Genomic DNA, 24,311 nt, shown 5'->3' with positions numbered 1-24,311 from the left:
TGCGCCGGCATGCGGCCGATAACCTGCGCCACGGCCCGGCGCGGCTGCACGGGCGGCGCCGGGCGGCACGGTTCCACCGCCAGCTTGCTGCTGTCGCGCGGGTCGAGCTGGCACACGGGCAATGACTCGGACGCCGCCCCCTCCTGCGCGCCAGCGTGGGCACCGGCAAGGGCACCCGCAAATACGGCGACGCCGCAGGCCAGCGCCAGTATCGTTTCTCTCCTCGTTTTCATGCTGCCTCCCCACGCATCCATCGCCAGCCTTCATTATTGGCACACGCCGCGCCAGATGCCAGCAAGGTAACAGTTTCTCACGCTTGCACCGGCTGCCCGGCGCGGATGCGCGTACGGTAACGGTGTTTTATTTCCTTTCAGCACTTTCCTTCTTGCCAGGATGGCATTACAATAAGAACGATTCTTATTCTCATTCGCAGAATTCGAGCGCAGTTTATACTCTTTTCATTCATTCATACCCGAGCCACCCGGAAGGCAGCCAGGAAATAACAACATCCGGAAAGTTCACCATGACCCAGCGTAGTCCCGCCTTCGCAGCTCCCGTCGCCACGCCCGCCCGCCCCCGCCATTCCGCCGCCCTGCTCCTGCCCTGCCTGCTGTCGCTGGCCGTCAGCAGCGCCTGGGCCGAAGGCAATGTGGCCGCCGATCCCACCATGAACACGGTGGTGGTCACCGCGTCGGGCACGGCCATCGACATCAAGGATGCGCCGGCCAGCATCAGCGTCATCACGCGCGAGGAAATCGAACGCCAGCCCGTGTATGACCTGAACACCCTGCTGCGCCGCATCCCCGGCGTGACGGGCGGCACCGGTCCCGAAGGCGAAGCGTCGAAGATCAAGCTGCGCGGCTTGCCCGACAAGTACACCCTGATCCTCGTCGACGGCAAGCGCGTGGGCAGCTCGGCCGACACGGCTTACCGTCCCGACCTGGGCCGCCAGGACTTGAACTGGATTTCGCCCGACATGATCGAGCGCATCGAAGTGGTGCGGGGCCCCATGTCTTCGCTGTACGGCTCCGACGCCATGGGCGGCGTGATCAACATCATCACGCGCAAGGTGCCGGGCAAATGGAACGGCTCGGCCACGGCCAACTACACGCAGCCGCAGGACAGCGGCCGCGGCACGGCGCACCAGTTGGGCGTGAACCTGGCCGGCCCCCTGTCGGACACGGTGGGCATGCGCCTGGGCGTGGGCCAGACGCGCCAGAACCCCGATGAAAAAGCCGCCGGCAAGGCGGGCGGCATGGGCGGCGAACGCAACCAGACTGTCTCGGGCCAGCTGAACTGGGCGCTGGGCAAGAAGCAGAACCTGTCGCTGGACGCCAGCTACGGCAAGCAGCAATCGACGGATTCGACCACGCTCGATGCGGACGGCTACCCGCTGTTCGGCGCCTGGGGCGCGAGCAAGCTGATACGCAAGAGCGTCAGCCTCGGCTACGAGGGCCGCTGGGACTTCGGCAAGACCACGGTCAACCTGTATCACAACGATTTCGATAACGAAGTCGTCGGCACGGTGGCCAAATCCAAGGACAGCACCCTCGATGCCAGCCTGGAAAAACGGGTCGGCTGGGGCGGCATCGAACAGATGCTGGTGATGGGCGGCCAGTGGAAGCATCAGGAACTGACGAATACGGACACCATCGGCACCATCCCCACTGATTACCTGGGCAACCCCGTGAGCGGCGCCACCCTGTCGGGCACTACCTCGGCCCTGTTTGCGGAAGATCAGCTGTTCCTGCGCGAGAACTTGACGGCCACGGCCGGCTTGCGTCTCGACCATCACAGCAAGTTCGGCAACCATTACAGCCCGCGCCTGTACCTGGTGTACCACCCGGCTCCCGCCTGGACCATCAAGGGCGGCATCTCGCAAGGCTTCCGCGCCCCCAGCCTGAAGGAAAACTCGCCGGCGGCAGCCACGCAGTCGGGCGGACGCGGTTGCGGCAGCTTGAAACCGCTGGGCTACATCACGGGCGGCTGCTACATGGCGGGCAATGCGGACTTGAAGCCGGAAACGAGCACGGCCGGCGAGATCGGCGTGGCGTGGGAACAGAATGGCTGGGACGTGGGCCTGACCTGGTTCCACACGGATTTCAAGAACAAGATCGACTATGCGCCACTGGGCTTTTACCAGAAGCAGTGGTGGACCAAGATGACGAATATCCAGAAAGCGCGCACCAGCGGCCTGGAAGCGACGGCCACCATCCCGCTGACGAAAAACCTGAACTGGCGTAACAACGTCACCTACATGGCGGAAGCGAAAAACCTGACCACGGGCGCCAACCTGCTGTCGACACCAAAACTGTCGTGGTACTCGGCGCTGGGCTGGCAAGTCAACGACCAGCTGTTCGGCGAAGTCTCGGCCCAGTACACGGGCAAGGAACTCGACGCCGGCAAGCTGGCCGACAAGGCCTACACCATCGTCGACACCGTCGTGTCGTACAAGGTCACGCCCCAATGGACCGTGCGCGGCGGCGTGCAAAACCTGCTCAAGAAGGGACCCATGGCCGATGGCCTGGTCGACTACTATGTGCCGGGACGCCGCATGTTCGTCGGCCTGACGTCGCGCTTCTAAACACGCCTGTCAAAACCTGCTGCGCGTCGCGGGCTGCGGTCTGCGATGCTCACTGTACCTCCGTACAGTTGCGCGTCTCAAGCGCATCCCCCTTCCGCTCGCTAAGCTTGCGCCAGGCGTCGTAGCAACCTAGTACCGGGGCGGCGGCGTATCGGGCGGCGGCGTGGCGGCATTCGCCGGCACGCTGCTCAGCATCTGGCCGGCGACAGGCACCTTGTGGCCGCTCGCATACATGCATTGCAGATAAGCATTATCGTAGCTGCGCTGCATGCCGCGCAAGGAATTATCTGCCGCGCCCGTGCCCGCCAGCGCGCCAAACAGCAAGCCCGTGCCGGCGCCCACGCCGGCGCCATGGCCGCCATCGATGGCGGCGCCGGCCGCCGCACCGAGCACCGTGCCCAGTGCCGCGCTGCGCACGCCGCTGTCGACGCCGGCCTGCTGCGCCGAACTGCTGCCCAGCTGCGCCTGCGCATAGCCGCGGCAACCGCCGTCATCGCCGCGGAACTGCTCGAAACTCTTGCCCGTGCCGGGCAAGACCATGGCCGACGGCCCTTCCGGCATCACCGTGCAGGCGGCCAGCAGCACGGACGCCAGCAAGCCCGAACATCCGATCAACGCGCTCGTGTTCATGTTCGTCGCTCCCGTCAGCGCACGCTGGTCGGCAGCACGGCGCGCCATGCCGTACTGCAATTTTTCACGTAGGGATAATAGCCTTGCGGCCGCGCGCAGTAGTACCACATCTGCGCCGTCGGCTCGCCGCCCTGCTCGATGTACACGGGCGGCGGCTGCACGATCACGGTGCGGCCATACGGATACGGATAGCCATACCAGGGATCGCCATACCAGCCGGGACCATAGCCGTAGCCCCATGCCGGCCCAAACCAGACCCCCACGTGCGGACGCCCATGAAAGTGCCCGTGGCCGCCGTGAAAGCCGCCATGGCCGCCATGCCCGCCGTGGCCGCCCGGCGCGGCCCAGGCAGCGCCACCGAGCGCCAGCCCTGACGCGAGCCCCATTACCAGCAGCGCCAACCGTGCGCCGCGTCCCCGATTGCTGTTCATGACATCCTCCTGCCTGGCTACCACGACGATGATGCTCACTCCATTATTGGCAGGCGGACGGCGCAATCAAAGCTGCCGTAACAATTGCTCACCTTTTATACGCAGGGGATATGGACGACAGGAAAGTTTCATCTGCGCAAAAACGCAAACAGCCCCGCGGCGCGGGCCACGGGGCTGCAGGGATGGCGCCGTCTTATTGCGCGGGCAAACTTTGCACGGGTGTCGCCGGCGCCAGGATAGGCGGCACGGGCGCGTGGATGGGCGCCGGCGCCTTGACGGCCAGCCAGCCCGTGGCCGGCAGCAGCGGCACCAGCAGCAGGGCCACGATATTGATGATCTTGATCAAGGGGTTCACTGCCGGTCCCGCCGTGTCCTTGTACGGGTCGCCCACCGTGTCGCCCGTGACGGCTGCCTTGTGGGCGTCGGAACCCTTGCCGCCGAAATGGCCATCCTCGATGTATTTCTTCGCATTGTCCCAGGCGCCGCCGCCCGTGGTCATGGAAATGGCCACGAACAGGCCCGTGACGATGGTGCCCATCAACAGGCCGCCCAGCGCGGCTGGCCCCAGCAGCATGCCCACGACGATGGGCACGACCACGGGCAGCAGGGACGGCACGATCATTTCGCGGATGGCGGACGCCGTCAGCATGTCGACGGCCTTGTCGTATTCGGGCCGCGCCGTGCCATCCATGATGCCCTTGATGTCGCGGAACTGGCGCCGCACCTCGACCACCACGGCGCCGGCCGCGCGGCCCACGGCTTCCATCGCCATGGCGCCGAACAGATACGGTATCAGGCCGCCGATGAACAGGCCGACGATGACCATGGGGTTCGACAGATCAAAGGTGATGTGCTGGCCCACGGATTCGAGCGCATGCGTGTAGTCGGCGAACAGCACCAGCGCGGCCAGGCCCGCCGAGCCGATGGCGTAGCCCTTGGTGACGGCCTTGGTGGTGTTGCCCACGGCGTCGAGCGGATCGGTGATGGCGCGCACGGAGTCGGGCAGGCCAGACATTTCCGCGATGCCGCCCGCGTTATCGGTGATGGGGCCATAGGCGTCGAGGGCGACGATGATGCCCGCCATCGACAGCATGGACGTCGCCGCAATGGCAATGCCGTACAGGCCCGCCAGCTGGTACGACACGAGGATGGCGATGCAGACGGCCAGCACCGGATAGGCAGTGGACTTCATCGACACGCCCAGGCCGGCGATGATGTTGGTGCCATGGCCCGTCGTCGACGCTTCGGCGATGTGGCGCACGGGCTTGAAATCCGTGCCCGTGTAGTACTCGGTGATGTAGACCATCAGGCCCGTGAGCACGATGCCGACGACGGTCGCGCCCATCATCTTGTAGCGCATGGCGTCATCGGGCCACAACAGCCAGGTCACCACGGCAAAGCCCACCAGGGACAGGCCGGCCGCCCACCACAGGCCCGTGTACAGGGCCGACATGATCTTCGCGCCCGGCTTGGTCTTCACCATCGAGCAGCCGACGATGGACGCGAGGATGGAAACGGCGCCCAGCAGCAGCGGGTAGATGATGGCCGTGCTGCTGGCCTCGGCCATCAGCAGCGCGCCCAGCAGCATGGTGGCGATCAGGGTCACGACGTAGGTTTCGAACAGGTCGGCCGCCATGCCGGCGCAGTCGCCCACGTTGTCGCCCACGTTGTCGGCGATGACGGCCGGGTTGCGCGGGTCGTCTTCGGGAATGCCCGCCTCGACCTTGCCCACCAGGTCCGCGCCCACGTCGGCGCCCTTGGTGAAGATGCCGCCGCCCAGCCGCGCAAAGATGGAAATGAGCGAGGCGCCGAAGGCCAGGCCGATCAGGGGCTTGATCAAATCGTGCTGGGTCAGGCCGGGCGCGCCCGTCGTCGCCAGCAGCCAGTAGAACAGGGTCACGCCCAGCAAGCCCAGGCCGACGACCAGCATGCCGGTGATCGCCCCGCCCTTGAAGGCCACGTTCAGCGCCTGGTTGATGCCCTGGGTGGCCGCCTGCGCCGTGCGCACATTGGCCCGCACCGAGACATTCATGCCGATGAAGCCGCAGGCGCCCGACAGCACGGCGCCGATCAGGAAGCCCAGCGCCGTATGCAGGCCAAGCAGCGCATAGATGGCGATCAGCAGCACCACGCCGACGATGGCGATGGTGCGGTACTGGCGCGCCAGGTAGGCGGCCGCGCCCTGCTGGATGGCCAGCGCGATTTCCTGCATGCGCGCGTTGCCGGGATCCTGGCGCAGGATCCAGCTACGCGACACCAAACCGTAAATGACTGCGACCACGCCGCAGGCTACCGCAAACCACAAGCTGGCTGCCATATCGTCCCCTTCTGTTTTTATCCGACGTTATTACCGACAGCTGCAGACCGCACCGGGTAGGCACGCGCAGCCAGGAAAACACGACCTGCAAAAAACTTCTACCGCTAAATAGAAACCAGAAACGACGTGGCGCCGCGCGTGAAAAGCGGGCACAAAAAAAGCGGACACTCAGGTCCGCTTTTCAAAAACTGCTTATTCCGCCAGGGCGGCAAATGCGCTGTCGCGGATTTGCTCGACCGGACCGACGCCGGCGATGCGGCGGTATTTCGGCGCGCCTGGCAGGCCGGACTTGGCCCAGTCATTGTAGTAGCCGAGCAGGACCTTGGTCTGGTTGTGGTACACGTCCAGACGCTTCTTGACCGTTTCCGCCTTGTCGTCGTCGCGCTGGATCAGCGGTTCGCCCGTGATGTCGTCGATGCCGTCGACCTTGGGCGGATTGAATTTGACGTGGTAGACGCGGCCCGAACCCGGGTGGCTGCGGCGGCCATCCATGCGCTCGATGATCGACGCGTCAGGCACGTCGATTTCCAGCACGTAGTCGACATTGATGCCGGCGTCTTTCATGGCGTCCGCCTGCGCGATGGTGCGCGGGAAGCCGTCGAACAGGTAGCCATTGGCGCAATCGGCTTCCTGCAGGCGGTTCTTGACCAGGCCGATCATGATGTCGTCCGACACGAGGCCGCCCGCATCCATGACTTTTTTCGCTGCCAGGCCCAGTTCGGTGCCTTCCTTGATCGCCGCGCGCAGCATGTCGCCCGTGGAGATTTGTGGAATGTTGTATTTTTCTTTGATGAAGTTAGCTTGGGTGCCCTTGCCGGCACCGGGTGCTCCTAAAAGTATCAGACGCATTGAAAAGTTCCTAAAAAACAGATTTTGGATGGTGGTATGTGTAATTATTTTTAGATGGTGTTGCTATGGCTATCTTTCCCTACGAAACTTACCACAAAAAATCCCCGGAACGCCAGTTTGCTATCGAATTGCTATGCCTTGATTGATCAAAGCCAGCGATTCGCAAGGCGGACGTTTCAAAATGTGGTTTTTTGTGGCAAGCCCCGCATAAAATTTTTCATGCGCACCCACGGCGCCTGAAAAACGTTCAGGGCAAGGCGCCCCGCCGCGGACAGTACGAAAGTACGGCAAGGCGGAGCAACGCAGCCATGGACGTTTTTAAACGTTCAGGGCACGGCGCCCCGCCACAGACAGTACGAAAGTACGGCAAGGCGGAGCAACGCAGCCATGAACGTTTTTAAACGTTCAGGGCACGGCGCCCCGCCACAGACAGTACGAATGTACAGCAAGGCGAGACAACGCAGCCATGGACGTTTTCTCAGGTGGCGTGACGGTAGTGCGCCTGGACTCTGGCAAGATCTTCCGGCGTGTCGACGCCGGCGGCCGGGGCCGAGTCCGTGACGTGCACGGCGATGGCCACACCGTGCCACAGCACGCGCAGCTGCTCCAGCGCCTCGATCGCTTCCAGCGGCGAAGCGGACAATTGCGGATACTCTTGCAGGAACGCATTACTGTATGCGTACAGGCCGATATGGCGCAGCGGCACGTAGCCTTGCGGCAAGTTTTCACGCGATTGCGCGAAGCCGTCGCGGTGCCAGGGGATGATGGCGCGCGAAAAATACAAGGCGCGGTTCGCCTTGTCCAGCACGACCTTCACCACGTTCGGGTTGAAGGCGTCGGCCATGTCGTGCAGCGGATGGGCGCACGTGGCCATGGGAACGGTGCTGCTGATCTGCGCCGCGCAGGCGGCCAGCAGGGCCGGATCGATCAGGGGTTCGTCGCCCTGCAGGTTGACGACGACGGCGTCCGGCGGCAAACCGAGCGTGCGCGCCACTTCGGCGATGCGGTCCGTGCCCGACGGATGGTCGGCGCGCGTCATGCACACTTCCACGCCATGCGCGGCGCAGGCGGCGCGGATGTCTTCATGGTCGGTGGCGACGATGACGCGCGCGGCGCCCGACAAGGCTGCCTGCTCGGCCACGCGCACCACCATGGGCTTGCCGCCCAGGTCGGCCAGCGGCTTGTTGGGCAGGCGCGTCGAGGCCAGGCGGGCCGGGATGATGACGATGAACGCCATCGTTATTCCACTGCGTCTTGCAGGGTGCGCGCTTCGTCCGCCCACATGATGGGGATGCCATCGCGGATAGGATAGGCCAGGCGGTCGGCGCGGCAAATCAGTTCCTGCGCCTTCTTATCGTGTTCAAGCGGGCCCTTGCAAACAGGGCAGACCAGGATATCAAGCAGTCGAGCGTCCACGACATTTCTCCACAATTTGTTGGGCCAGCGCGCTATCGATGCGCGCACTGACCGGGACGACCCACAGTCTCGGGTCATCTTTGAGATGTTCAATTTGCGCACATTTTACTGCATCCTTCTCCGTGATCAAGATCACATCCGTGTCGAGCGCGGCAAATGGCTGGTCGAGGAAGTCGTGATGATCGGGCAAGGGCAGTTCCGTGAACTCCAGTCCCGCCCCCCGCAGCATGGCAAAGAACCGCCCGGGATTGCCGATGCCGGCCGCCGCCACGATGCGCTGGCCGCTGGCCGCCAGGTCGGCAAGGGCCATGCTTTCGCCGCGGTTCGCCATGCGCTCGGCCACGCTGCCGTCGAGCAGCATCTGCGCCACCAGGGCGCCCCTGGGCGCCACCTGCGCCACCAGGGCCGGCGCCAGCTCGGGCGCATTGATCACCGTCACGTCGCGCCGGCGGCGCGGCGATTCGCGCAAGGGTCCGGCCGGCAGCAGCCAGCCATTGCCCGCACCGCGGCCGTCGAACAGCACGATTTCCACGTCGCGCTGCAGGGCGTAATGCTGCAAGCCGTCGTCCGTCACGAGCACGTCGACGTCCGGATGGGCGGCCAGCAGCGCCCTGCCCGCCTGCGCGCGGTCGCGCCCCACCACCACGGGGCAGCCGCCGCGCTGGAAGATCAGCAAGGGCTCGTCGCCCACCTGCTGCGGCGTGGAGCCGGCGCTGACGGCGCGCGGCAAGCGGTCGGCGCTGCCGTGGCCGCGCGAAATGACGCCCGGGCGCATGCCCGCGTCGCGCAAGGCGTGCACAAGCCAGATCGTCAGCGGCGTCTTGCCCGTGCCGCCGATGAAAATGTTGCCGACGACGACCACGGGCACGGGCAGGCGCGCCGATTTCAGGATGTTTGCCCGGAACAGGGCGCGCCTGACGCTGCTCAGGGCGCCGAACAGCAGCGACACGGGCCACAGCGCGCACGCCAGCGGCCCGCGCGTCAACCAGGCGCGGGTGAGAGTGATTTCCAGCTTGGCGGGGGAGGATGTGGGCATGCGGTGTCAACTAAAATTGGAACCCAAAATCGACACCTGGGGTCGAACCCTGAGGGTGCGACCCCGGCACTTCGGTTGGGGTTGAGGGTTGGCCTTACTTGCCGCCGGCCTGCGCCGCAAACGTCAGCTTTTCGTAGCCGGCCAGGCGCGCCGCTTCCATCACGTGGATCACCATCTGGTGCATGGCGAACTGGTCGGCGTTGACCACCACGACGGGCGTCTGCGCAGGCGCCTTGCCGCCGTTGGCCGCCTTCGCCGCGTTCTGCAAGGCATCGGCCAGGCCGGCCACGTCGCGGAACGAGACGGGTTCGCGGTTCACCGTGTAGTTGCCCTTGGCGTCGACGGTGACGTCGATCTGCTGCGGCTTGTCCTTGGCCTGCTCGGCGTCGGCCGTCGGCAAGGTAATCTGCAGCTCCGTAAACTTGCTGTAGGTCGTGCTGACCATCAGGAAGATCAGGATCACCAGCAGCACGTCGATGAACGGGATCAGGTTGATTTCGGGGTCTTCACGCCCCTTGCCTTTGCGGAAATTCATTTGCGGCCACTGTGGACGATGTCGACGAACTTGACCGCCTGCTGCTCCATGTCGATGACGAAACTGTCGACGAGGGCGCGGAAATGGCGGTAGAAGACCAGGGTCGGCATGGCGATGGCCAGGCCAAAGCCCGTGTTATACAGGGCCACGGAAATGCCATGGGCCAGCTGGGCGGGATTCGAGCCGCTGGCGTTTTGCGAGCCGAAGATCTCGATCATGCCCACCACCGTGCCGAACAGGCCCATCAGTGGCGCCAGGGTGGCAATGGTGCCCAGGGTCGTCAGGTAGCGTTCCAGCACGTGGGCCACGCCGCTGCCCGCTTCCTCGATCGATTCCTTCATCACCTCGCGCGGCGCGTCGACATTGCGCAGCGCGGCAGCCAGCACCACGCCCAGCGGCGAATTGTCTTCCAGCTTGGCCACCGTATCCGGCGTGATCTTGCCGCTTCGATACACCTGCACCACTTCATCGAACAGCTTGCGGGGCAATATCTTGGCGCGGCGCAAGTACAGCAGGCGCTCGATGATCAGGGCCAGGGCGACGATGGAAGCGATCAACAACAGCCAGATGGGCCAGCCAGCGGCTTGAAATATAGCGAGCAAAAGAAACTCCTGATAAAGGGAAGGCGATGGTTGGCCTGGACAACGCGTATTGTACCGAGCACGCGAGCGCGATTGCGCACCGGCGACGGAATGGCGCAATGTAGCGCGTTGACGCGCCGGCGGCAAGTGGCGCCTGCGCGCGCCCTTATGCACAGCCTGCTGGCGAAGCGCAGCCGGCCGTGCCCAGTTTTGCACATTTTATGTGGATAAGATTGTGAGCAAGCATGAACAGTGAAAGCCAAGTCATTGATTTACATGGATATTTATCACCTGCGCAAAATACAGGCATAGCAGCTAATCGCGCGTAGTCAATGTCAGATGTTCAACAAAACAAAAGTTCTGCACATTTACTGTGGACAAGATTGTGCGCAAGGCGATGAAATTCGCATAAGCCATTGATTTGAAAGAAAAATATTTCACTGAGTAAAAATGTGGCAGACCGGAGAGCGGCATGCCATCGGCGGCCCATAAAGTTCTGCACACAATCTGTGGACAAGATTGTGTGCAAGCGCAAAGATAAGCGCTAAGTACATTGATTTATATCGTTTTTATTGCCATGCATAAAAATGTGGCAAGGGCAGAAAAGGCAGGTTTTCCTGGCAGAATGTGGCTTCGCCAAGGCACTTTTCCACCGCCAGTGCAGTTCCACACATAAAGTGTGGATAAGATTGTGAGCAAGCCGATTGACTCCATGCAAGCCCCTTGATTTTAAAGGACTTTTTTTCACTGATGAAAAATGAGGCAGCCGCACCGCCTTGCGCAGCGGTGGAAAACACGGGCAAATGGCGAAACGATTTATGCAGTTTTACACACATTCTGTGGATAAGATTGTGAGCAAGGCCCACGCTTGCATGCTAGGCCCTTGATTTATATGCGGTTTTTTATGCTGCGCAAAAATCAGGCAAGCCTTGCAATACGCCTTGCGGTGGATAAACGGGGCCGTCTGGCGGAGTTCTGCACATTTTTTGTGGATAAGATTGTGCGCAAGGCCATGCATGCGATACTAAGCCATTGATTCATATATGCTTTATTTCCATGCGTAAAAATGTAGCAGGGCATTTTTTATCCACTGCAAGGGAGAAATCCAGCAGCCCTGTGCAGGACAAAAAGTTCCGCACACTTTCTGTGGATAACTTTGTGCGTAAGTGGCATGCGCTTCACTGATGTGCTTGATATTAAAGGACTTTTTCCCTGTGCACGCAAATCAAGCATCTGGAAATTCATCATGAAATCAAATACTTAGAAATAGAACTTGTTGTTTTTCACGATATATGACATAAGCATGACCTCGCCGATAATTTGTGGACAGTTCCTTCCCTTTCCAGCTTCATGATGACCGAAAACCAGACTGACAGCGGCTTTGCCGCCCCGCCCGTGCTGACCGTCAGCGCCCTGAACCAGGCCGTTGCGCGCCTGCTCGAACGCTCGTTTCCCCTGACCTGGATCGCCGGCGAGATTTCCAACTTCACGCGCGCCGCCTCCGGCCACTGGTATTTCACCCTCAAGGATGATGGCGCCCAGGTGCGCGCCGTGATGTTCCGCGGCCGCGCGCAGTACGCGGGCTTCACGCCGCGCGAAGGCGACAAGGTCGAGGTGCGCGCCCTCGTCACCCTGTATGGCGCGCGCGGCGATTACCAGATCAACGTGGAAGCCATCCGCCGCGCCGGCGTGGGCGCCCTGTATGAAGCATTCCAGCGCCTGAAGGAAAAGCTGGCCGCGCAGGGCCTGTTCGACCCCGAGCGCAAGCGCGCCATTCCCATGTTCGCGCGCAGCATCGGCATCGTCACCAGCCCGCAGGCAGCCGCCCTGCGCGACGTGCTGACTGCCTTGCAGCGGCGCGCGCCGCACGTGTCCATCATCCTGTATCCCACGCCCGTGCAGGGCCAGCAGGCGCCGGAAAAGATCGCGCACGCCATCCGCACGGCATCCGCAAGGGCCGAGTGCGACGTGCTGCTCGTGTGCCGCGGCGGCGGCAGCATCGAAGACCTGTGGTCGTTCAACGATGAAGCCGTGGCGTACGCGATCGCCGACTGCTCCATGCCCGTGATCAGCGGCGTGGGGCACGAGACGGATTTCACCATCGCCGACTTCGCGGCCGACCTGCGCGCCGCCACGCCCACAGCGGCGGCCGAACTGGCAGCCACGCCGCGCGCCGACTGGCTCGCGTCACTGCGCGCCGATGCGACCGACCTGCGCCGCGCCATGCGCCGCCGCCTCGACGATGCGGCGCAGACCCTGGACCGCCACAGCCGCCGCCTGCTCAATCCCAAGGCGCAGCTGCAGCAGCAGCGCCTGCAACTGCTGGCCCTGTCGACGGCCATGACGCATGCGGCGCGCGCGCCGCTGAACCAGTCGCAGCATGCGCTGGATCGCCTGCGCTCGCGCTGGGCCAATCTGCGGCCCGACGTCACGGCACCGCGCGCGCGCCTGCTGGAAGCCCAGCGCCGCAGCGGCGCGGCCATGGCGCAGCTGCTGACGCAACGGCGGCATCGTCTCGACGGCCTGTCGGCGCAGCTGGAACTGCTCAATCCCCAGCGCACGCTGGAGCGGGGCTACGCCATCCTGCGCGACGAAAAAGGCGCCATCGTGCGCTCGCCCGCGCAGCTGCAGGCGCGCCAGAACGTCAACGTGCGCCTGGCCGAAGGCAGCGCGCAGATCGGCATCGCCAGCGTGCAGGCAGCATTGGAGTAAAAAAGGCCGGGGAAGAACCCCGGCCCAACACCTGCCCTACTGAGTGGACTGCTACTGCTGCTGCTCTTTCCCCCTACGCCATCAGAACTTCATCGACACGCGCGCGCCGAACGTGCGCGGCGCGTTGTAGAAGGCGCCGTAGATCTGCTGCGTGGGCTGGCATGGCATGCCCACGTCCGTGCAGATTTCATTGACGTCCAGCTTGACGGCCTTGTCGGTGGCGTTCTGCACGAACGCTTCCACCGTATAGGCCTTGTTCGCGGGCTGGAAGCGCAGGCTCAGGTCCAGGGTCGTGTAGGCTTCCTGGCGCTTCACGCCCGCATGGCCCGGCACGTCGCCGTTGAAGGCGCCCGCCCCCACGTACGACATGGTTTCGTAATGCACGGAGGCGCGCGGCGTGAGCTGGCCACCGGCGACAGTGAAATCATGCTCGTACTGCACCGTGGTGGAAAACTTCGGCGCATGCTTCATGGTGCTGCCGCCCACATTCACCAATGGCGCCGTCGACCCGCAGGACTGGCCATTCGCGCGCGCCGCATCCACGTCGCACGAGAGGAAATCGTCATACACGGCTTTGAGCCAGGTGGCGTTGCCCGTCAGGCGGTCGACCGACGTGGGCCGCCACACCCATTCCGCCTCCAGCCCCTTGACCGTGGCGCCGGCCGCATTGAAGTTGGCCAGCACGCTGTTGACCACCTGCGATTCGAGCTTGTCCTTGTATTTCATCAGGAAGGCATCGAGGTTCAGGGTCAGCTGGCGGTTCAGCAAGTCCGACTTGAAACCGATTTCATAGCTGGTCAGCTTTTCCGGCTTGGTGGTGGCGCCGCCGTCGCCGATGGCCGGCGAGTGGAAACCCGTCGTCACGGAGCCGAACAGCAAGATGTCGGAGCGCAGCTTGTACTCGATGCGGCCCAGCCAGGTGGCCTGGCCGTACTTCAGGTCGGCCGTATTGTCGCCCGGCGTATTGCCGCAGCTGGCCGCCGTGATGGCGCCGCCGGGGCCGATGTTGTGCGTGTTGGCCAGGCCCGTGCCGGGCGTGACCAGCTGCGCCAGCTGGTCCGGCGTGAGCACGGTGGTGCCCAGCGGCGTGTTGGCGGGCCAGTTCGGGCAAGCCCAGTTCTTGCCGCCGATATCGAACTTGTGGTCTTTCGTGTAGCGCGCGCCGGCCGTCAGCTTGATCTGGTCCGTCACTTGCTGGCTGACCTGGCCGAACACGGCTTTCGATTTGAGCTGGCGGTCGCCCTGGATGAAGGACATGGCCGACGCATACTGGCCCACGGTGGGCTGGACAAAAATCACGGCGCCGTTGGCGATATCCTGCTGCACGGCCGCCTGCGAAATCTGGCTGCGGTCGATGTCGAAGCGCACCTTGTTCTTTTCATTGAACAGGAACAGGCCCGCTACCCACTGGAACGGCGCATCGTCGTCCGAACGGGCTTGCAGCTCGTGTGAATAGCTGTCGAACTGCGCCCAGTCCGTGCGGTTTTCCGACTTGAAGCCCGGGAACAGGCCCGCGTCCGCATCGTTGCTGTTCTGGCGCTTGTAGCGGCTCCAGCTGCCCAGGTAAGTGAAGTCCAGCCCGTCCGTGGGCTTGTAATTGAGCTTGCCCTTGTAGGTGAGGATGGACTGGTCCAGGGTGCCCGGCGTGTCGATCAGGGCCGAGCGCAGCTTCTCGCCCGGCTTCGGCTCGGCCGCCAGGTACACATTGCCAGCGCCCTGGTCGAGAAAGTAGTCGGCGATGAAGGTGCCGCGCAGCTGCGGCGTAAACTTCCACAGCAGGGAGGCGCGCACGCCCATCTGGTCGCCGGCGCCATACTTGGCCGTGCCCGGCATGACGTTCGAGCCGCGGCGGAAATCCACCGTGCCGTCATGGCTATCCTTGATGGCGGCGATGCGCAGCGCCACGTCGTCGGAAAACGGGATATTGAGCATGCCCTGCGTCTGCAGATGGCGGTAGTCGCCCACGGTGATGCCGGCCGACCCCATGAACTTGGCCGTGCTGGGCGCAGCCGACACGAGGTTGACGGCACCTGCCGTCGAATTGCGGCCGTTCAGGGTGCCCTGCGGTCCGCGCGCCACCTCGACGTGGCTCAAGTCGTACATCAGCGCCGTCGCGCCCTGGGGACGCGGCGAATACACGCCATCGACATAGAAGGCGACGGCCGGGTCGCCCAGCTCCGTGTGGTTGGCCGAGCCCACGCCGCGCATGTAGACGTGCACGCCGCCCGAGTCGCCATGCTGCTCGACGACGAGGCTGGGCACCATGGTGGCCAGCGAGGCCAGGTCCTTGACCTGGTTGTTTTGCAGGGTGTCCTGGTTGAAGGCGGTGACGGCCAGCGGCGTCTCCTGCACAAAGGTGTTGCGGCGCGTGGCCGTGACGACGATGCGGTCCATCTGCTCGGCCGCCGGCTGTGCCGTCTCGGCGGCCGCGGTGGCCGGTCCGGCTTGCTGTGCCAGCGCGGCGCCGCTGCCCATCAGGATGAACTGGGCGAACGTCGCATGCGCCAGGCTGAATGCAATGGTGTTTCTCTTGAACGGCTTCATTGTTATTGTCTCCTCTACCACTGGTTGAATGATGATCACATAGCTCTTTGGCTACTGCTGCACATTTTTTGGGTGTCAATCTGAAGTCATGTCGCCTCCGTGCGGGTCAGTGGGTGGCCACGGCGCGCCCGCCCGTGTCGAATAGAAAGGCATGGCCCTCTTCCGGCGCGAAGCCGATGGCGCTGCCCTGCGCCAGGCTGTGGCGCGCCTCGCCATGCAGCTTGATGGCCACCGCATGGGGACCGGCATCCAGCGTGGCGTGGATGATCTGCGCATCGCCCAGCTGCTCGATCAGGGTGACGGTGGCGCCATAGCCCTCCCCGCGCGGCACCAGGCGCAGATGCTCGGGGCGTATGCCGACCAGCATGCCCGCTTCGCCGCCCAGTTGGCTGGCCAGCGCAGGAACGGCGGCGCACGGCAAAAAGTTCATGCGCAAGGCGCCGATGAAGCCGGCCACGAACTGGCTGGCCGGATGGCGGTACAGGTCCAGGGGCGCCCCCACCTGCTCCAGATGGCCGCCGTGGAAGACGGCGACCCTGTCGCCCAGGGTCATGGCTTCGACCTGGTCGTGCGTCACGTAGATCATGGTGGTGCCCAGTTCCTGGTGCAGCTTGGCCAGCTCGATGCGCGTCTGCACGCGCAGGGAGGCGTCGAGGTTGGACAGCGGTTCGTCGAACAGGAATACCTTGGGCTGGCGCACGATGGAACGGCCGATGGCCACGCGCTGGCGCTCGCCGCCCGACAGGGCCTTGGGCTTGCGTTCGAGCAGATGCGTGATCTGCAAAATCTCCGCCACCTTGCCCACGGCGGCGCGCACTTCGCTCTCGGGTTTGCCCGCCAATTTGAGGGCAAAGCCCATGTTCTCGCGCGCCGTCATGTGCGGGTACAGCGCATAGCTCTGGAAGACCATGGCGATGCCCCGCTCGGCCGGCGCCACGTCGTTGGCCAGCAGGTCGCCGATGCGCAGCTGGCCCGCGCTGATATCTTCCAGTCCCGCGATCATGCGCAGCAGGGTCGACTTGCCGCAGCCGGACGGCCCCACGAAGACCATGAATTCCCCGTCATGGATATCGAGGTCCAGGCCCTTGACGATTTCCGGGCCGTCGCCGTAGGTCTTGCGGATGCCGCGCAGGGAGATGGCGGCCATGTCAGTGCTCCCCGGCCAGGACCCGCTGGGCCGGTGCGTGGGACGCGCGCTGCGCGGCGATGAAATCGCGGTACCACAGGGCGCTGTCCTTGACGCTGCGCTGCTGCGTGGCGTAGTCGACGTACAGCATGCCGAAGCGCTTGGCATAGCCCGAGTTCCACTCGAAGTTATCCATCAGGCTCCAGTAGAAATAGCCGCGCACGTCGATGCCCTGCGCGATCACGGCCCGCAAGGCGTCCAGGTGCAGCTGCACGTAATCGATGCGCGCCTGGTCGTGGATCTTGCCGCCGGCGGGTTTGTCGGCGACGGCCATGCCGTTCTCCGTGATGTAGACGGGCGGCAGCCGGTACTCGCGGTGCAGGCCCACCAGCAGTTCCGTCAAGCCCTGCGGATAGGTTTCCCAGCCCATGTCATTGAAGCCCAGCTTGCCCTCGGGCTTGCGCGGCGGCGTCTCGGCGCTCATGAAAGCGCGCGTGTAGTAGTTCACGCCGAGGAAATCGATGGGCTGCTTGATATCTATGAAATCGTTTTCAAAAATGGCCAAAGCGGAAGCGTCGGCGTGTTTCAGGGCCAGCGCCGGGTAGCGGCCCTTGAAGATGGCGTCCATATACCACTGCACCGAACGCGCATATTCGAGTTCGGCCAGTTCGCGGTCTTGCGCGCTGTCGGTGGCCGGCGTGGCCGTCCATTGATTGAGCACGATGCCCAGTTTCGCGGGCGGATTGACGGCGCGCATCGCCTGCATGGCCAGGCCGTGCGACAGCAGCAGATGGTGCGACACTTGCACGGCGGCGGCGGGGTCGGCCATGCCGGGCGCGAACTGGCCCGTGCCGTGGCCCAGCACGGCCGTGCACCACGGTTCGTTGTGGGTGGCGATGCTGGCGACCTTGTGGCCGAAGCGGCGCGCCACCTCGGCCGCATAGGCGGCGAAGTGGTAGCAGGTGGCGCGATTGAGCCAGCCGCCCTCGTCCTGCAAGGCTTGCGGCAAGTCCCAGTGGTACAGGGTCAGGTGGGCATCGAGCCCCTTCGCGGCCAGGGCGTCGAGCAGGCGCGCATAGAAATCGAAGCCTGCCTCGTTCCAGGCGCCGGAACCCGTGGGCTGCACCCGCGACCAGGACATGGAAAAGCGGTAGGCGTTCACGCCCAGGTTCGCGATCAGCTCCACGTCATCAACGTAGCGGTGGTAGTGGTCGCAGGCCACGTCGCCATTGCTGCCATCGATGATCTTGCCGTCCGTGTGGCTGAAGGTATCCCAGATGGACGGGCCGCGGCCGTCGATGGCGGCGGCGCCCTCGATCTGGTAGGCGCTGGTGGCCACGCCCCAGGTGAAGGTGGAAGGAAATTGGGTGTCGGTATCGTCGTTGTGCATGGTGGTCATGTCAGTGTGAGGGGTTGAAATAAATGGGAGAGCATCAGCCTTTGACGGCGCCTTGCGTCAGGCCTTCGATCAGGCGCTTCGAGGCGACAAAGAACATCAGCAGCAGCGGCAGCACGGCGATGGCGGCGCCCGTCATCAGCGCGCCCCACTCCGTGTTGTTCGGCGCCTGCATGCTGCGCAGGGCCAGCGGGATCGTGTAGTTCTCGACCGAGCGCATGACGACCAGCGGGGTAATAAAATTGTTCCACGAGTTGATGAAGGTAATCAGGCCCAGGGTGCCCATGGCGGGCCCGATCAGGGGCAGCACGACTCTCCAGTAGATGGCGAATTCGCCGCAGCCGTCGATGCGCGCCGCCTCGATCAGGTCCTTCGGGATGGCCGTGCCGATGTACTGGCGCATCAGGAAAATCCCCAGCGCACCGGCCGCACCGGGCACGTACAGGGCGCGCGGCTGGTCCAGCCATCCGAGGAAATCCATCAGCATGAACGTCGGGATCATGTTCATGAAGGACGGGATGATCATCGACGCCATCACCAGGGTAAACAAGGGCCGCTTGAAGCGGAACTCGTACATGGCAAACGCATAGCCGCCCAGCGAGCAAAAGAACAGGGTCAACGCCGTCGTCATCAGGGCCACGTACAGGCTGATGCCGATATTGCGCCAGAACGGCAGGCGCTCCTGCAGCAGTTCCAGGTTGTTGAGCAGGGCCGTGCCGAACCAGCGCGGCGGCGGCAGGCTGTAGATTTCCGCGCTCGTATGCGTGGCGAAGACGAACATGAAGTAGAACGGCGCGACCATGATCAGGGCGCCGATGGCCACCATGGCGTAGGCCGTCCAGCGGGTGCTGGCCGCGCTGGCGCGGCGGTTTGTCAATGCGCTCATTTGGCCTCCTTGCGTTCCTGACGTTCATTGCGGCTGAAGACGCGGTTGTTGACCCACGTGGTGCTGGCGATGATGAGGAACAGCAGCCAGGAAATGGCCGACGCCGTGCCGAAGTCGCCCGAGGAAAACGCCGTCTTGTAGACGAAGATGGCCGTCGTCATCACGGACTGGCTCACGCCGCTCGATTCGGCCACCAGCACGAACGGTTCCTCGAACAGCTGCAGGTTGCCCATGATGGTGAGGGTCACGGCCAGGTAGATCATGGGCCGCAGCTGCGGCAGGGTGATGTACCAGAATTGCTGGCGTTTCGAGGCGCCGTCGATGGTGGCCGCCTCGTACAAGTCCTTCGGGATCACCTGCAGCGCGGACAGGTACAGCACCAGGTTCCAGCCCAGGTAGCGCCAGAAGATGACGAAGGCGACGGCCGGCTTGATGAACAGCGAGCTGCCCAGCCAGTCGATCGATTCGGCCGGGAACAGGCCGCCGACCAGCGGCAGGCTGGCGCACCATTCGATCAATACATTGATCTGCCCATAGTCGCGCGAGAACAGGGTGTTGAAGACCATGGCGATGGCCACGCTGGAAGTGATGAACGGCAAGAAGTAAATGCCGATCACCAGGTTGCGCGAGCGCTTGAAGCTGTTGTGGATGAACGCCGCCAGCGGGATGGCGACCAGGTGCTGCGGCACGCCCGAGGCCAGCGCCAGCCACACGGTATTGCCCAGCGAGCGCAAGAACCACGGGTCGCTCAGTGCATACTTGTAGTTGTCGAGGCCTACCCACTGCATGGCTTCCACGCCGCTGGCCGCTTCCCACTGGTTGAACGACAAATAGATGGAAAACAGCAGCGGGAACAGGCTGAAGACGGCGAACAGGATGAAGAAGGGGCTGATGAAAATGTATGGCGCCCATTGCTTCATGGTGTAGCGCTTGCGTGACGGCCGCGCCGACGCGGACGCCTGGTGCGCCAGCGATGCCGATGGGGGATGCAAGTGGCTCATGCTGGTCCTAGCGCCGCGCGCGGTGGGTGATCAGGGCCTTGGCGTCGGCCAGGGCCGTCTTGATATCCTTGTTTTGCGCCAGCACGCTTTCCAGCTCCATGTTGACGATGTCGCGCGCCACGGCGTCGAACTTGTCGACGCGGATGACGGGAATCCTTGCCGCCGTGTCGCGCGCCAGCAAGCGCGTCTTCTGGCCGCCGAAGTACGCCTGCGGCTCGTCCATCATGGGATCCGCATACGCCGCCTTCAAGGCGGGGAAGGCGCCGATTTCTTTGAGCGAGTGCAGCTGGATATCCTTGTTGACGGTCATGAACTTGATGAATTCCCAGGCCTGGGCTTTGTTCGCCGCCTTTTTCGGGATGCCGTAGAAGGAGCCGCCGTACGACGCCAGCGCGCCGGCCGGCAGGTTCGCCGCGCGCCACTGGCCCTTCGAATCGGGCGCCAGCCACTTGGCCAGATGGCCGCTGAGCCACGAGCCCATCATCTGGCTGGCCACCTTGTCGCGCTTGAAGCCCTCGGCCCACTCGCCCGTCCAGGCCACGGTGCGCGCATCGATGCCCGCCACCCGCGCCGCCTTGGCCAATTCGAACGCCTTGACGAAGCGGGGCGAGTCGACCAGCACCTGGCCCTTGTCGCCAAAGTAGATGCCTTCGCCATCTTTCAAATTGGCGCGGATAACGATGTCGGCCAGGTCGCTGGCGCCGGCCAGCAGATAGGTGCCGGTGGCGGCCTTGAGCTTCTTGCCGGCGGCGATATACGACTCCCACGAAGCGGTCAACTCGGATTCCTTGATGCCCGCCTTGTCCATCAAGTCCTTGCGGTAGAACAGGGTGCCCGGCCCCAGGTCGGCCGGCATGGCGCCCAGGGTGCCGCGCGAACTGGTCGCCTGCACGAAGGTGAACGGCACGAACTGGGCGCGGTACTGCCCTGCCCCGTACGGCGCCTGCAGGAGGTCTTCCATGCCCTTCGATTCGGCAAAGCTGCCGACATAGCGGAAGTCGATGGCCATCACGTCGGGCAGGCGCGCGCCGGCCGCCAGCGCCGTCGTCATCGAGTTATGGTGGTCGTCGATCTGCAGGCTGACCAGCTTGACCTTCACGTGCGGGTACAGCTTGTCCCACAGGGGCATGGCCGTCTTGACGGCGCGGTCCAGGTCCGGGAACGAGGCGACGGTAATGGTGGCGGGAGCCAGCGCCGGCAGGACGGCAGCAGGCGGGACAGCGGCAGGCGCGGCGGGCGCGGCGGCCGCACCGAAGGCCAGGGTCAGCGCTGCCAGGGGGGCGGCGCCAAGGATGCTTGACTTCATTCTTTCATCTCCGTTTATTGAGCGCCTTCTATCTTGAAAACGTTTTCACAACATGCATCCATTTAACACCGCAAAGAAAATCAAGTCAACCGAAAAAGTTGTCATTTTTATTGAGACCATCGTGGCGAGATGGGCTGGATCGGGCGTTCTCCCCTATGAAAAGCGGTGGAAATTGGCGGCCGGAGATGTTGTTGTTTTTTGTGAAAACGTTTTCAGATGTGGGGAGACGCAGGCCGGTTTGACGCTGCGTGCGTACTCCGGCGCTTGGTTGCGTCCGGTCCGTGGCTGCGGCGTGGCATCGGCTTGGACGTTGCGGTGTCGGCTTGGGCGTTGCGGTGTCGGCTTACGCCCTGCGGGCTAAGCCGACCGACGCCGATCGACACCGAACGACATCGGCATGCTCCGGCCTGCCCCGGCCTACCCTGGCATGCAGCCTGATCGTCCGTTTATGGTAATCTTTCACTGAAAAGGTTTTCAGAGCACTGACAACCAGCCATCTTGATACCCGGGAATCACCTTGACCGATAGCGCCCACGCTGCTCCCCCTTCCACCCTGCTCGACGTCGCCCGCCAGGCAGGCGTGTCGCCCAGTACCGTCTCGCGCATCCTGAACGGCACGGCCAAGGTGTCCGACGACAAGCGCGACGCCGTGCTGGCCGCCATCGCGCAGATGAAATTTGCGCCCAACCAGATGGCGCAGGGGCTGAAAAAAGGCCGCTCGATGACCATCGGCATCGTGGTGCAGGATATTTCCAGCCCCTTCTTCGACGAAAGCCTGCGCGGCTTGGACGACGGCCTGAAGGACACGGGCTATGCATCCGTCATCGTCAGCGGACACTGGAATGCGCAGGAGGAAGCGGACCGCATCCGCCTGCTGCTGGCGCGCAAGGTCGACGGCATCATCCTGTTGTCCGGGCGCATCTCGGACGAGAGCGTGCTCGATTTCTCGCAGCAGCGGCCCATCGTCTCGACGGGCCGCCTGCTCGCCACGAAAAGCGCCATCGGTTTCAAGCTGGACAATGAATACGGCGCCTACCTGGCCGTACGCCACCTGGTGGAACTGGGCCACCGCCGCATCGCGTTCGTGTCCGGTCCCGCCAACAACACGGATGCGGCCGAACGCCTGACGGGCTACCAGCGCGCGCTGCGCGAAGCGGACATCGCCATCGACCCGAAACTGATGGTGGAAGGCGACTTCCACGAGGCCAGCGGGATGCTGGCCATGAACCATTTGTTCGATACGCAGCAGCAATTCAGCGCCGTCTTCGCCGCCAACGACCTGTCCGCCTATGGCGTGCGCCTGTGTCTGTACCGCAAGGGCATCCGCGTGCCCGACGATATCTCGCTGGTGGGCTTCGATGACTTGCCCGGCTCGTCCTACACGACGCCGCCCCTGACGACCATCCACCAGCCCCTGTACGACATCGGCCGCATCGCCACGGAAGCGCTGCTGGGCCTGATCAATGGCGAAGCCGTGCAGGCGACCGTGCCGCCGCTGGAACTGATCGTGCGGGAAACCACGCGCCGCATCCGCTGAAGCCTGGACCGGCGTTACACAAGATGCCAGCGCAAGGCCTGGCGCTGGCCGATTTTCCTGAACGAGAATCACTACGCATAACGGCGCGGACAAGGCGCGCCGGAATCTGCAGCAATGGCGCATCCGCTTTACAATAGTGGCTCGTTCAGCAAGAATGCTTGATTCAAGCACGCAAGGCTCAACCCTCCGGCCCCGGCCGGAAGACTCCGAACACTCACCACAAAGGGACATCACATGGAACATACTCTGCCACCACTGCCGTATGAAATGGACGCTCTGGCGCCGCATATTTCGAAAGAAACCCTGGAATACCACTATGCCAAGCATCACCAGGCGTATGTCACCAACTTGAACAACCTGATCAAGGGTACCGAGTTCGAGAACCTGTCGCTGGAAGAGATCATCAAGAAATCGTCGGGCGGCATCTTCAACAACGCGGCCCAGGTATGGAACCACACCTTCTACTGGAACGGCATGAAGCCGGCCGGTGGCGGCGCGCCTACGGGTGCCGTGGCTGATGCGATCAACGCCAAATGGTCGTCGTTCGACAAGTTCAAGGAAGAATTCACCAAGTCGTGCGTGGGCAACTTCGGTTCGGGCTGGACCTGGCTGGTGCAAAAAGCCGACGGCTCCGTCGACATCGTCAACACCTCGAACGCCGGCTGCCCGCTGACCACCGGCGACAAGCCGCTGCTGACCTGCGACGTGTGGGAACACGCCTATTACATCGACTACCGCAACCTGCGCGCCAAGTACGTGGAAACGTTCTGGGGCCTGGTCAACTGGGAATTCGTTGCCAAGAACTTCGCGTAAGCGCGTTCCTGACAACGTAAAACGGACGCGTCCGCGGCTTGCGCCGCAGTGACCCATCCTGAAAAGAAGCCTGTGCTTGCGAGCCGGGCTTCTTTTTTTTGCCCCTGCGGAACACGCGCGCGCTGCGCGCCGTCAAGCGAACCGGTACGGCACCCGGAATGTTATAAGATGCGCAAGAGCTGCGCACCTCCATGCGCCCTGTCCTCATCTCCTTGCCGAAAGAAAAAAATGAAAAAATGCATGCTCGCCTTGCTGCTCTGCGCCTCCGCTTCCGCCTTCGCCAACTCGGCCTGCGACACGCCCCGCAACGACTTCGACGGCCTGTATTGCCTCAACAAGGTGTACCAGGAAGCGGACAAGGAGTTGAACGCCAACTACAAGAAACTCGCTGCCCAGCTCGACGCCGGCGGCAAGCAGAAGTTGAAATCGGGCCAGCTGGCGTGGATAGCCAGCCGCAACCAGAATTGCTCGAAACGCGAATCGTCGGGCTTCTATGTGAACCTCGATTGCGCCACCCAGACCACCATCGAACGCGCGCAATTCCTGCAGGACCGCGTACGCGAATGCGTGAGCGCCGGCTGCCAGAACAGCAAACTGTGAACTGAGCCTGC

At 63.5% G+C, this 24,311-nt stretch carries 21 protein-coding genes and 1 pseudogene; 5 read left to right on the top strand and 17 right to left on the bottom strand.

The annotated features are described in order from the left end of the window. A pseudogene (locus GCN75_RS20645) lies at positions 1 to 233 on the bottom strand (hypothetical protein); the annotation flags it as partial. Positions 234 to 523: 290 nt separating this feature from the next. Here GCN75_RS20645 and GCN75_RS20640 point away from each other — a divergent pair. Further along, positions 524 to 2,584: a TonB-dependent receptor domain-containing protein gene (locus GCN75_RS20640; protein WP_152284072.1), complete on the top strand. Its 2,061-nt coding sequence runs from the start codon at positions 524 to 526 to the stop codon at positions 2,582 to 2,584. 129 nt (positions 2,585 to 2,713) lie between these two features. On the opposite strand, the gene GCN75_RS20635 is transcribed toward GCN75_RS20640, so the two are convergent. From GCN75_RS20635 to GCN75_RS20590, 10 genes are all read right to left on the bottom strand, one after another. Next, the gene (locus GCN75_RS20635) at positions 2,714 to 3,214 is read right to left on the bottom strand and encodes a YMGG-like glycine zipper-containing protein (protein ID WP_152284078.1); all 501 of its coding nucleotides are present in this window, start codon (positions 3,212 to 3,214) and stop codon (positions 2,714 to 2,716) included. Between the two features lie 14 nt (positions 3,215 to 3,228). After that, the gene (locus GCN75_RS20630; RefSeq protein WP_226941493.1) at positions 3,229 to 3,645 is read right to left on the bottom strand and encodes a hypothetical protein; all 417 of its coding nucleotides are present in this window, start codon (positions 3,643 to 3,645) and stop codon (positions 3,229 to 3,231) included. A 193-nt stretch (positions 3,646 to 3,838) separates the two neighbouring features. Further along, complete coding sequence (locus tag GCN75_RS20625) at positions 3,839 to 5,962, bottom strand: sodium-translocating pyrophosphatase (RefSeq protein ID WP_152284071.1); 2,124 nt, start codon at positions 5,960 to 5,962, stop codon at positions 3,839 to 3,841. A 192-nt stretch (positions 5,963 to 6,154) separates the two neighbouring features. Further along, a complete protein-coding gene (gene adk / locus GCN75_RS20620) occupies positions 6,155 to 6,811 on the bottom strand; it encodes an adenylate kinase (RefSeq protein WP_034782090.1) in 657 nt (218 codons plus the stop codon). A gap of 478 nt (positions 6,812 to 7,289) precedes the next feature. Continuing rightward, on the bottom strand, positions 7,290 to 8,048 hold the full coding sequence (gene kdsB / locus GCN75_RS20615; protein ID WP_152284070.1) for a 3-deoxy-manno-octulosonate cytidylyltransferase: 759 nt from the start codon (positions 8,046 to 8,048) through the stop codon (positions 7,290 to 7,292). 2 nt (positions 8,049 to 8,050) lie between these two features. Then, complete coding sequence (locus GCN75_RS20610; RefSeq protein WP_010395789.1) at positions 8,051 to 8,227, bottom strand: Trm112 family protein; 177 nt, start codon at positions 8,225 to 8,227, stop codon at positions 8,051 to 8,053. Beyond that, entirely contained in the window at positions 8,208 to 9,263 is a 1,056-nt protein-coding gene (gene lpxK, locus GCN75_RS20605; RefSeq protein WP_152284069.1) for a tetraacyldisaccharide 4'-kinase, read from the bottom strand. The genes GCN75_RS20610 and lpxK overlap by 20 nt, the downstream gene beginning before the upstream one ends. A gap of 94 nt (positions 9,264 to 9,357) precedes the next feature. Then, the gene (locus tag GCN75_RS20600) at positions 9,358 to 9,798 is read right to left on the bottom strand and encodes an ExbD/TolR family protein (protein ID WP_152284068.1); all 441 of its coding nucleotides are present in this window, start codon (positions 9,796 to 9,798) and stop codon (positions 9,358 to 9,360) included. After that, a complete protein-coding gene (locus GCN75_RS20595; RefSeq protein WP_086146704.1) occupies positions 9,795 to 10,400 on the bottom strand; it encodes a MotA/TolQ/ExbB proton channel family protein in 606 nt (201 codons plus the stop codon). The genes GCN75_RS20600 and GCN75_RS20595 overlap by 4 nt, the downstream gene beginning before the upstream one ends. Positions 10,401 to 10,948: 548 nt before the next feature. Continuing rightward, positions 10,949 to 11,176 (bottom strand): hypothetical protein, encoded by a 228-nt coding sequence (locus GCN75_RS20590; RefSeq protein WP_193317583.1) that lies wholly within the window; start codon positions 11,174 to 11,176, stop codon positions 10,949 to 10,951. A 553-nt stretch (positions 11,177 to 11,729) separates the two neighbouring features. Here GCN75_RS20590 and xseA point away from each other — a divergent pair. After that, positions 11,730 to 13,091, top strand: coding sequence for an exodeoxyribonuclease VII large subunit (xseA, locus tag GCN75_RS20585; RefSeq protein ID WP_152284066.1), 1,362 nt, complete (start codon positions 11,730 to 11,732; stop codon positions 13,089 to 13,091). Between the two features lie 81 nt (positions 13,092 to 13,172). On the opposite strand, the gene GCN75_RS20580 is transcribed toward xseA, so the two are convergent. The 6 genes from GCN75_RS20580 to GCN75_RS20555 form a co-directional block, all read right to left on the bottom strand. Then, positions 13,173 to 15,635, bottom strand: a complete 2,463-nt coding sequence (locus GCN75_RS20580) for a TonB-dependent receptor (protein WP_152284065.1) — start codon at positions 15,633 to 15,635, stop codon at positions 13,173 to 13,175. A gap of 106 nt (positions 15,636 to 15,741) precedes the next feature. Further along, entirely contained in the window at positions 15,742 to 16,782 is a 1,041-nt protein-coding gene (locus GCN75_RS20575; RefSeq protein WP_152284064.1) for an ABC transporter ATP-binding protein, read from the bottom strand. A 1-nt stretch (position 16,783) separates the two neighbouring features. After that, the gene (locus GCN75_RS20570; RefSeq protein ID WP_152284063.1) at positions 16,784 to 18,160 is read right to left on the bottom strand and encodes a GH1 family beta-glucosidase; all 1,377 of its coding nucleotides are present in this window, start codon (positions 18,158 to 18,160) and stop codon (positions 16,784 to 16,786) included. A 34-nt stretch (positions 18,161 to 18,194) separates the two neighbouring features. After that, positions 18,195 to 19,043 carry a carbohydrate ABC transporter permease gene (locus GCN75_RS20565; RefSeq protein ID WP_152284062.1) on the bottom strand — a complete coding sequence of 283 codons (849 nt, stop codon included), beginning with the start codon at positions 19,041 to 19,043 and terminating at the stop codon, positions 18,195 to 18,197. Continuing rightward, entirely contained in the window at positions 19,040 to 20,044 is a 1,005-nt protein-coding gene (locus GCN75_RS20560) for a carbohydrate ABC transporter permease (protein ID WP_152284061.1), read from the bottom strand. Before GCN75_RS20560 ends, GCN75_RS20565 begins: the two co-directional genes overlap by 4 nt. A gap of 7 nt (positions 20,045 to 20,051) precedes the next feature. Next, entirely contained in the window at positions 20,052 to 21,350 is a 1,299-nt protein-coding gene (locus tag GCN75_RS20555) for an extracellular solute-binding protein (RefSeq protein WP_152284060.1), read from the bottom strand. A 517-nt stretch (positions 21,351 to 21,867) separates the two neighbouring features. Here GCN75_RS20555 and GCN75_RS20550 point away from each other — a divergent pair. The 3 genes from GCN75_RS20550 to GCN75_RS20540 all read left to right on the top strand — a co-directional run bounded on the left by GCN75_RS20550 (position 21,868) and on the right by GCN75_RS20540 (position 24,300). After that, complete coding sequence (locus GCN75_RS20550) at positions 21,868 to 22,887, top strand: LacI family DNA-binding transcriptional regulator (RefSeq protein WP_152284059.1); 1,020 nt, start codon at positions 21,868 to 21,870, stop codon at positions 22,885 to 22,887. Between the two features lie 234 nt (positions 22,888 to 23,121). Then, a complete protein-coding gene (gene sodB / locus GCN75_RS20545) occupies positions 23,122 to 23,700 on the top strand; it encodes a superoxide dismutase [Fe] (RefSeq protein ID WP_071078930.1) in 579 nt (192 codons plus the stop codon). Between the two features lie 228 nt (positions 23,701 to 23,928). Then, positions 23,929 to 24,300, top strand: coding sequence for a lysozyme inhibitor LprI family protein (locus GCN75_RS20540; RefSeq protein WP_152284058.1), 372 nt, complete (start codon positions 23,929 to 23,931; stop codon positions 24,298 to 24,300). The last annotated feature ends 11 nt before the right edge of the window (positions 24,301 to 24,311 follow it).

The sequence above is a fragment of the Janthinobacterium violaceinigrum genome (genome assembly GCF_009208555.1).
Lineage (GTDB): Bacteria > Pseudomonadota > Gammaproteobacteria > Burkholderiales > Burkholderiaceae_D > Janthinobacterium > Janthinobacterium violaceinigrum.
Note: the sequence above shows the minus strand (reverse complement) of the source record. Positions and strands in the feature narration are given on the sequence as shown.

Excerpts from the sequence above, each read along its gene's own strand:
- GCN75_RS20640 (WP_152284072.1), top strand. The coding sequence starts at position 524 with ATGACCCAGCGTAGTCCCGCCTTCGCAGCTCCCGTCGCCACGCCCGCC.
- GCN75_RS20635 (WP_152284078.1), bottom strand. The coding sequence starts at position 3,214 with ATGAACACGAGCGCGTTGATCGGATGTTCGGGCTTGCTGGCGTCCGTG.
- GCN75_RS20630 (WP_226941493.1), bottom strand. The coding sequence starts at position 3,645 with ATGAACAGCAATCGGGGACGCGGCGCACGGTTGGCGCTGCTGGTAATG.
- GCN75_RS20625 (WP_152284071.1), bottom strand. The coding sequence starts at position 5,962 with ATGGCAGCCAGCTTGTGGTTTGCGGTAGCCTGCGGCGTGGTCGCAGTC.
- adk (WP_034782090.1), bottom strand. The coding sequence starts at position 6,811 with ATGCGTCTGATACTTTTAGGAGCACCCGGTGCCGGCAAGGGCACCCAA.
- kdsB (WP_152284070.1), bottom strand. The coding sequence starts at position 8,048 with ATGGCGTTCATCGTCATCATCCCGGCCCGCCTGGCCTCGACGCGCCTG.
- lpxK (WP_152284069.1), bottom strand. The coding sequence starts at position 9,263 with ATGCCCACATCCTCCCCCGCCAAGCTGGAAATCACTCTCACCCGCGCC.
- GCN75_RS20600 (WP_152284068.1), bottom strand. The coding sequence starts at position 9,798 with ATGAATTTCCGCAAAGGCAAGGGGCGTGAAGACCCCGAAATCAACCTG.
- xseA (WP_152284066.1), top strand. The coding sequence starts at position 11,730 with ATGATGACCGAAAACCAGACTGACAGCGGCTTTGCCGCCCCGCCCGTG.
- GCN75_RS20580 (WP_152284065.1), bottom strand. The coding sequence starts at position 15,635 with ATGAAGCCGTTCAAGAGAAACACCATTGCATTCAGCCTGGCGCATGCG.
- GCN75_RS20575 (WP_152284064.1), bottom strand. The coding sequence starts at position 16,782 with ATGGCCGCCATCTCCCTGCGCGGCATCCGCAAGACCTACGGCGACGGC.
- GCN75_RS20570 (WP_152284063.1), bottom strand. The coding sequence starts at position 18,160 with ATGACCACCATGCACAACGACGATACCGACACCCAATTTCCTTCCACC.
- GCN75_RS20565 (WP_152284062.1), bottom strand. The coding sequence starts at position 19,043 with ATGAGCGCATTGACAAACCGCCGCGCCAGCGCGGCCAGCACCCGCTGG.
- GCN75_RS20560 (WP_152284061.1), bottom strand. The coding sequence starts at position 20,044 with ATGAGCCACTTGCATCCCCCATCGGCATCGCTGGCGCACCAGGCGTCC.
- GCN75_RS20555 (WP_152284060.1), bottom strand. The coding sequence starts at position 21,350 with ATGAAGTCAAGCATCCTTGGCGCCGCCCCCCTGGCAGCGCTGACCCTG.
- sodB (WP_071078930.1), top strand. The coding sequence starts at position 23,122 with ATGGAACATACTCTGCCACCACTGCCGTATGAAATGGACGCTCTGGCG.
- GCN75_RS20540 (WP_152284058.1), top strand. The coding sequence starts at position 23,929 with ATGAAAAAATGCATGCTCGCCTTGCTGCTCTGCGCCTCCGCTTCCGCC.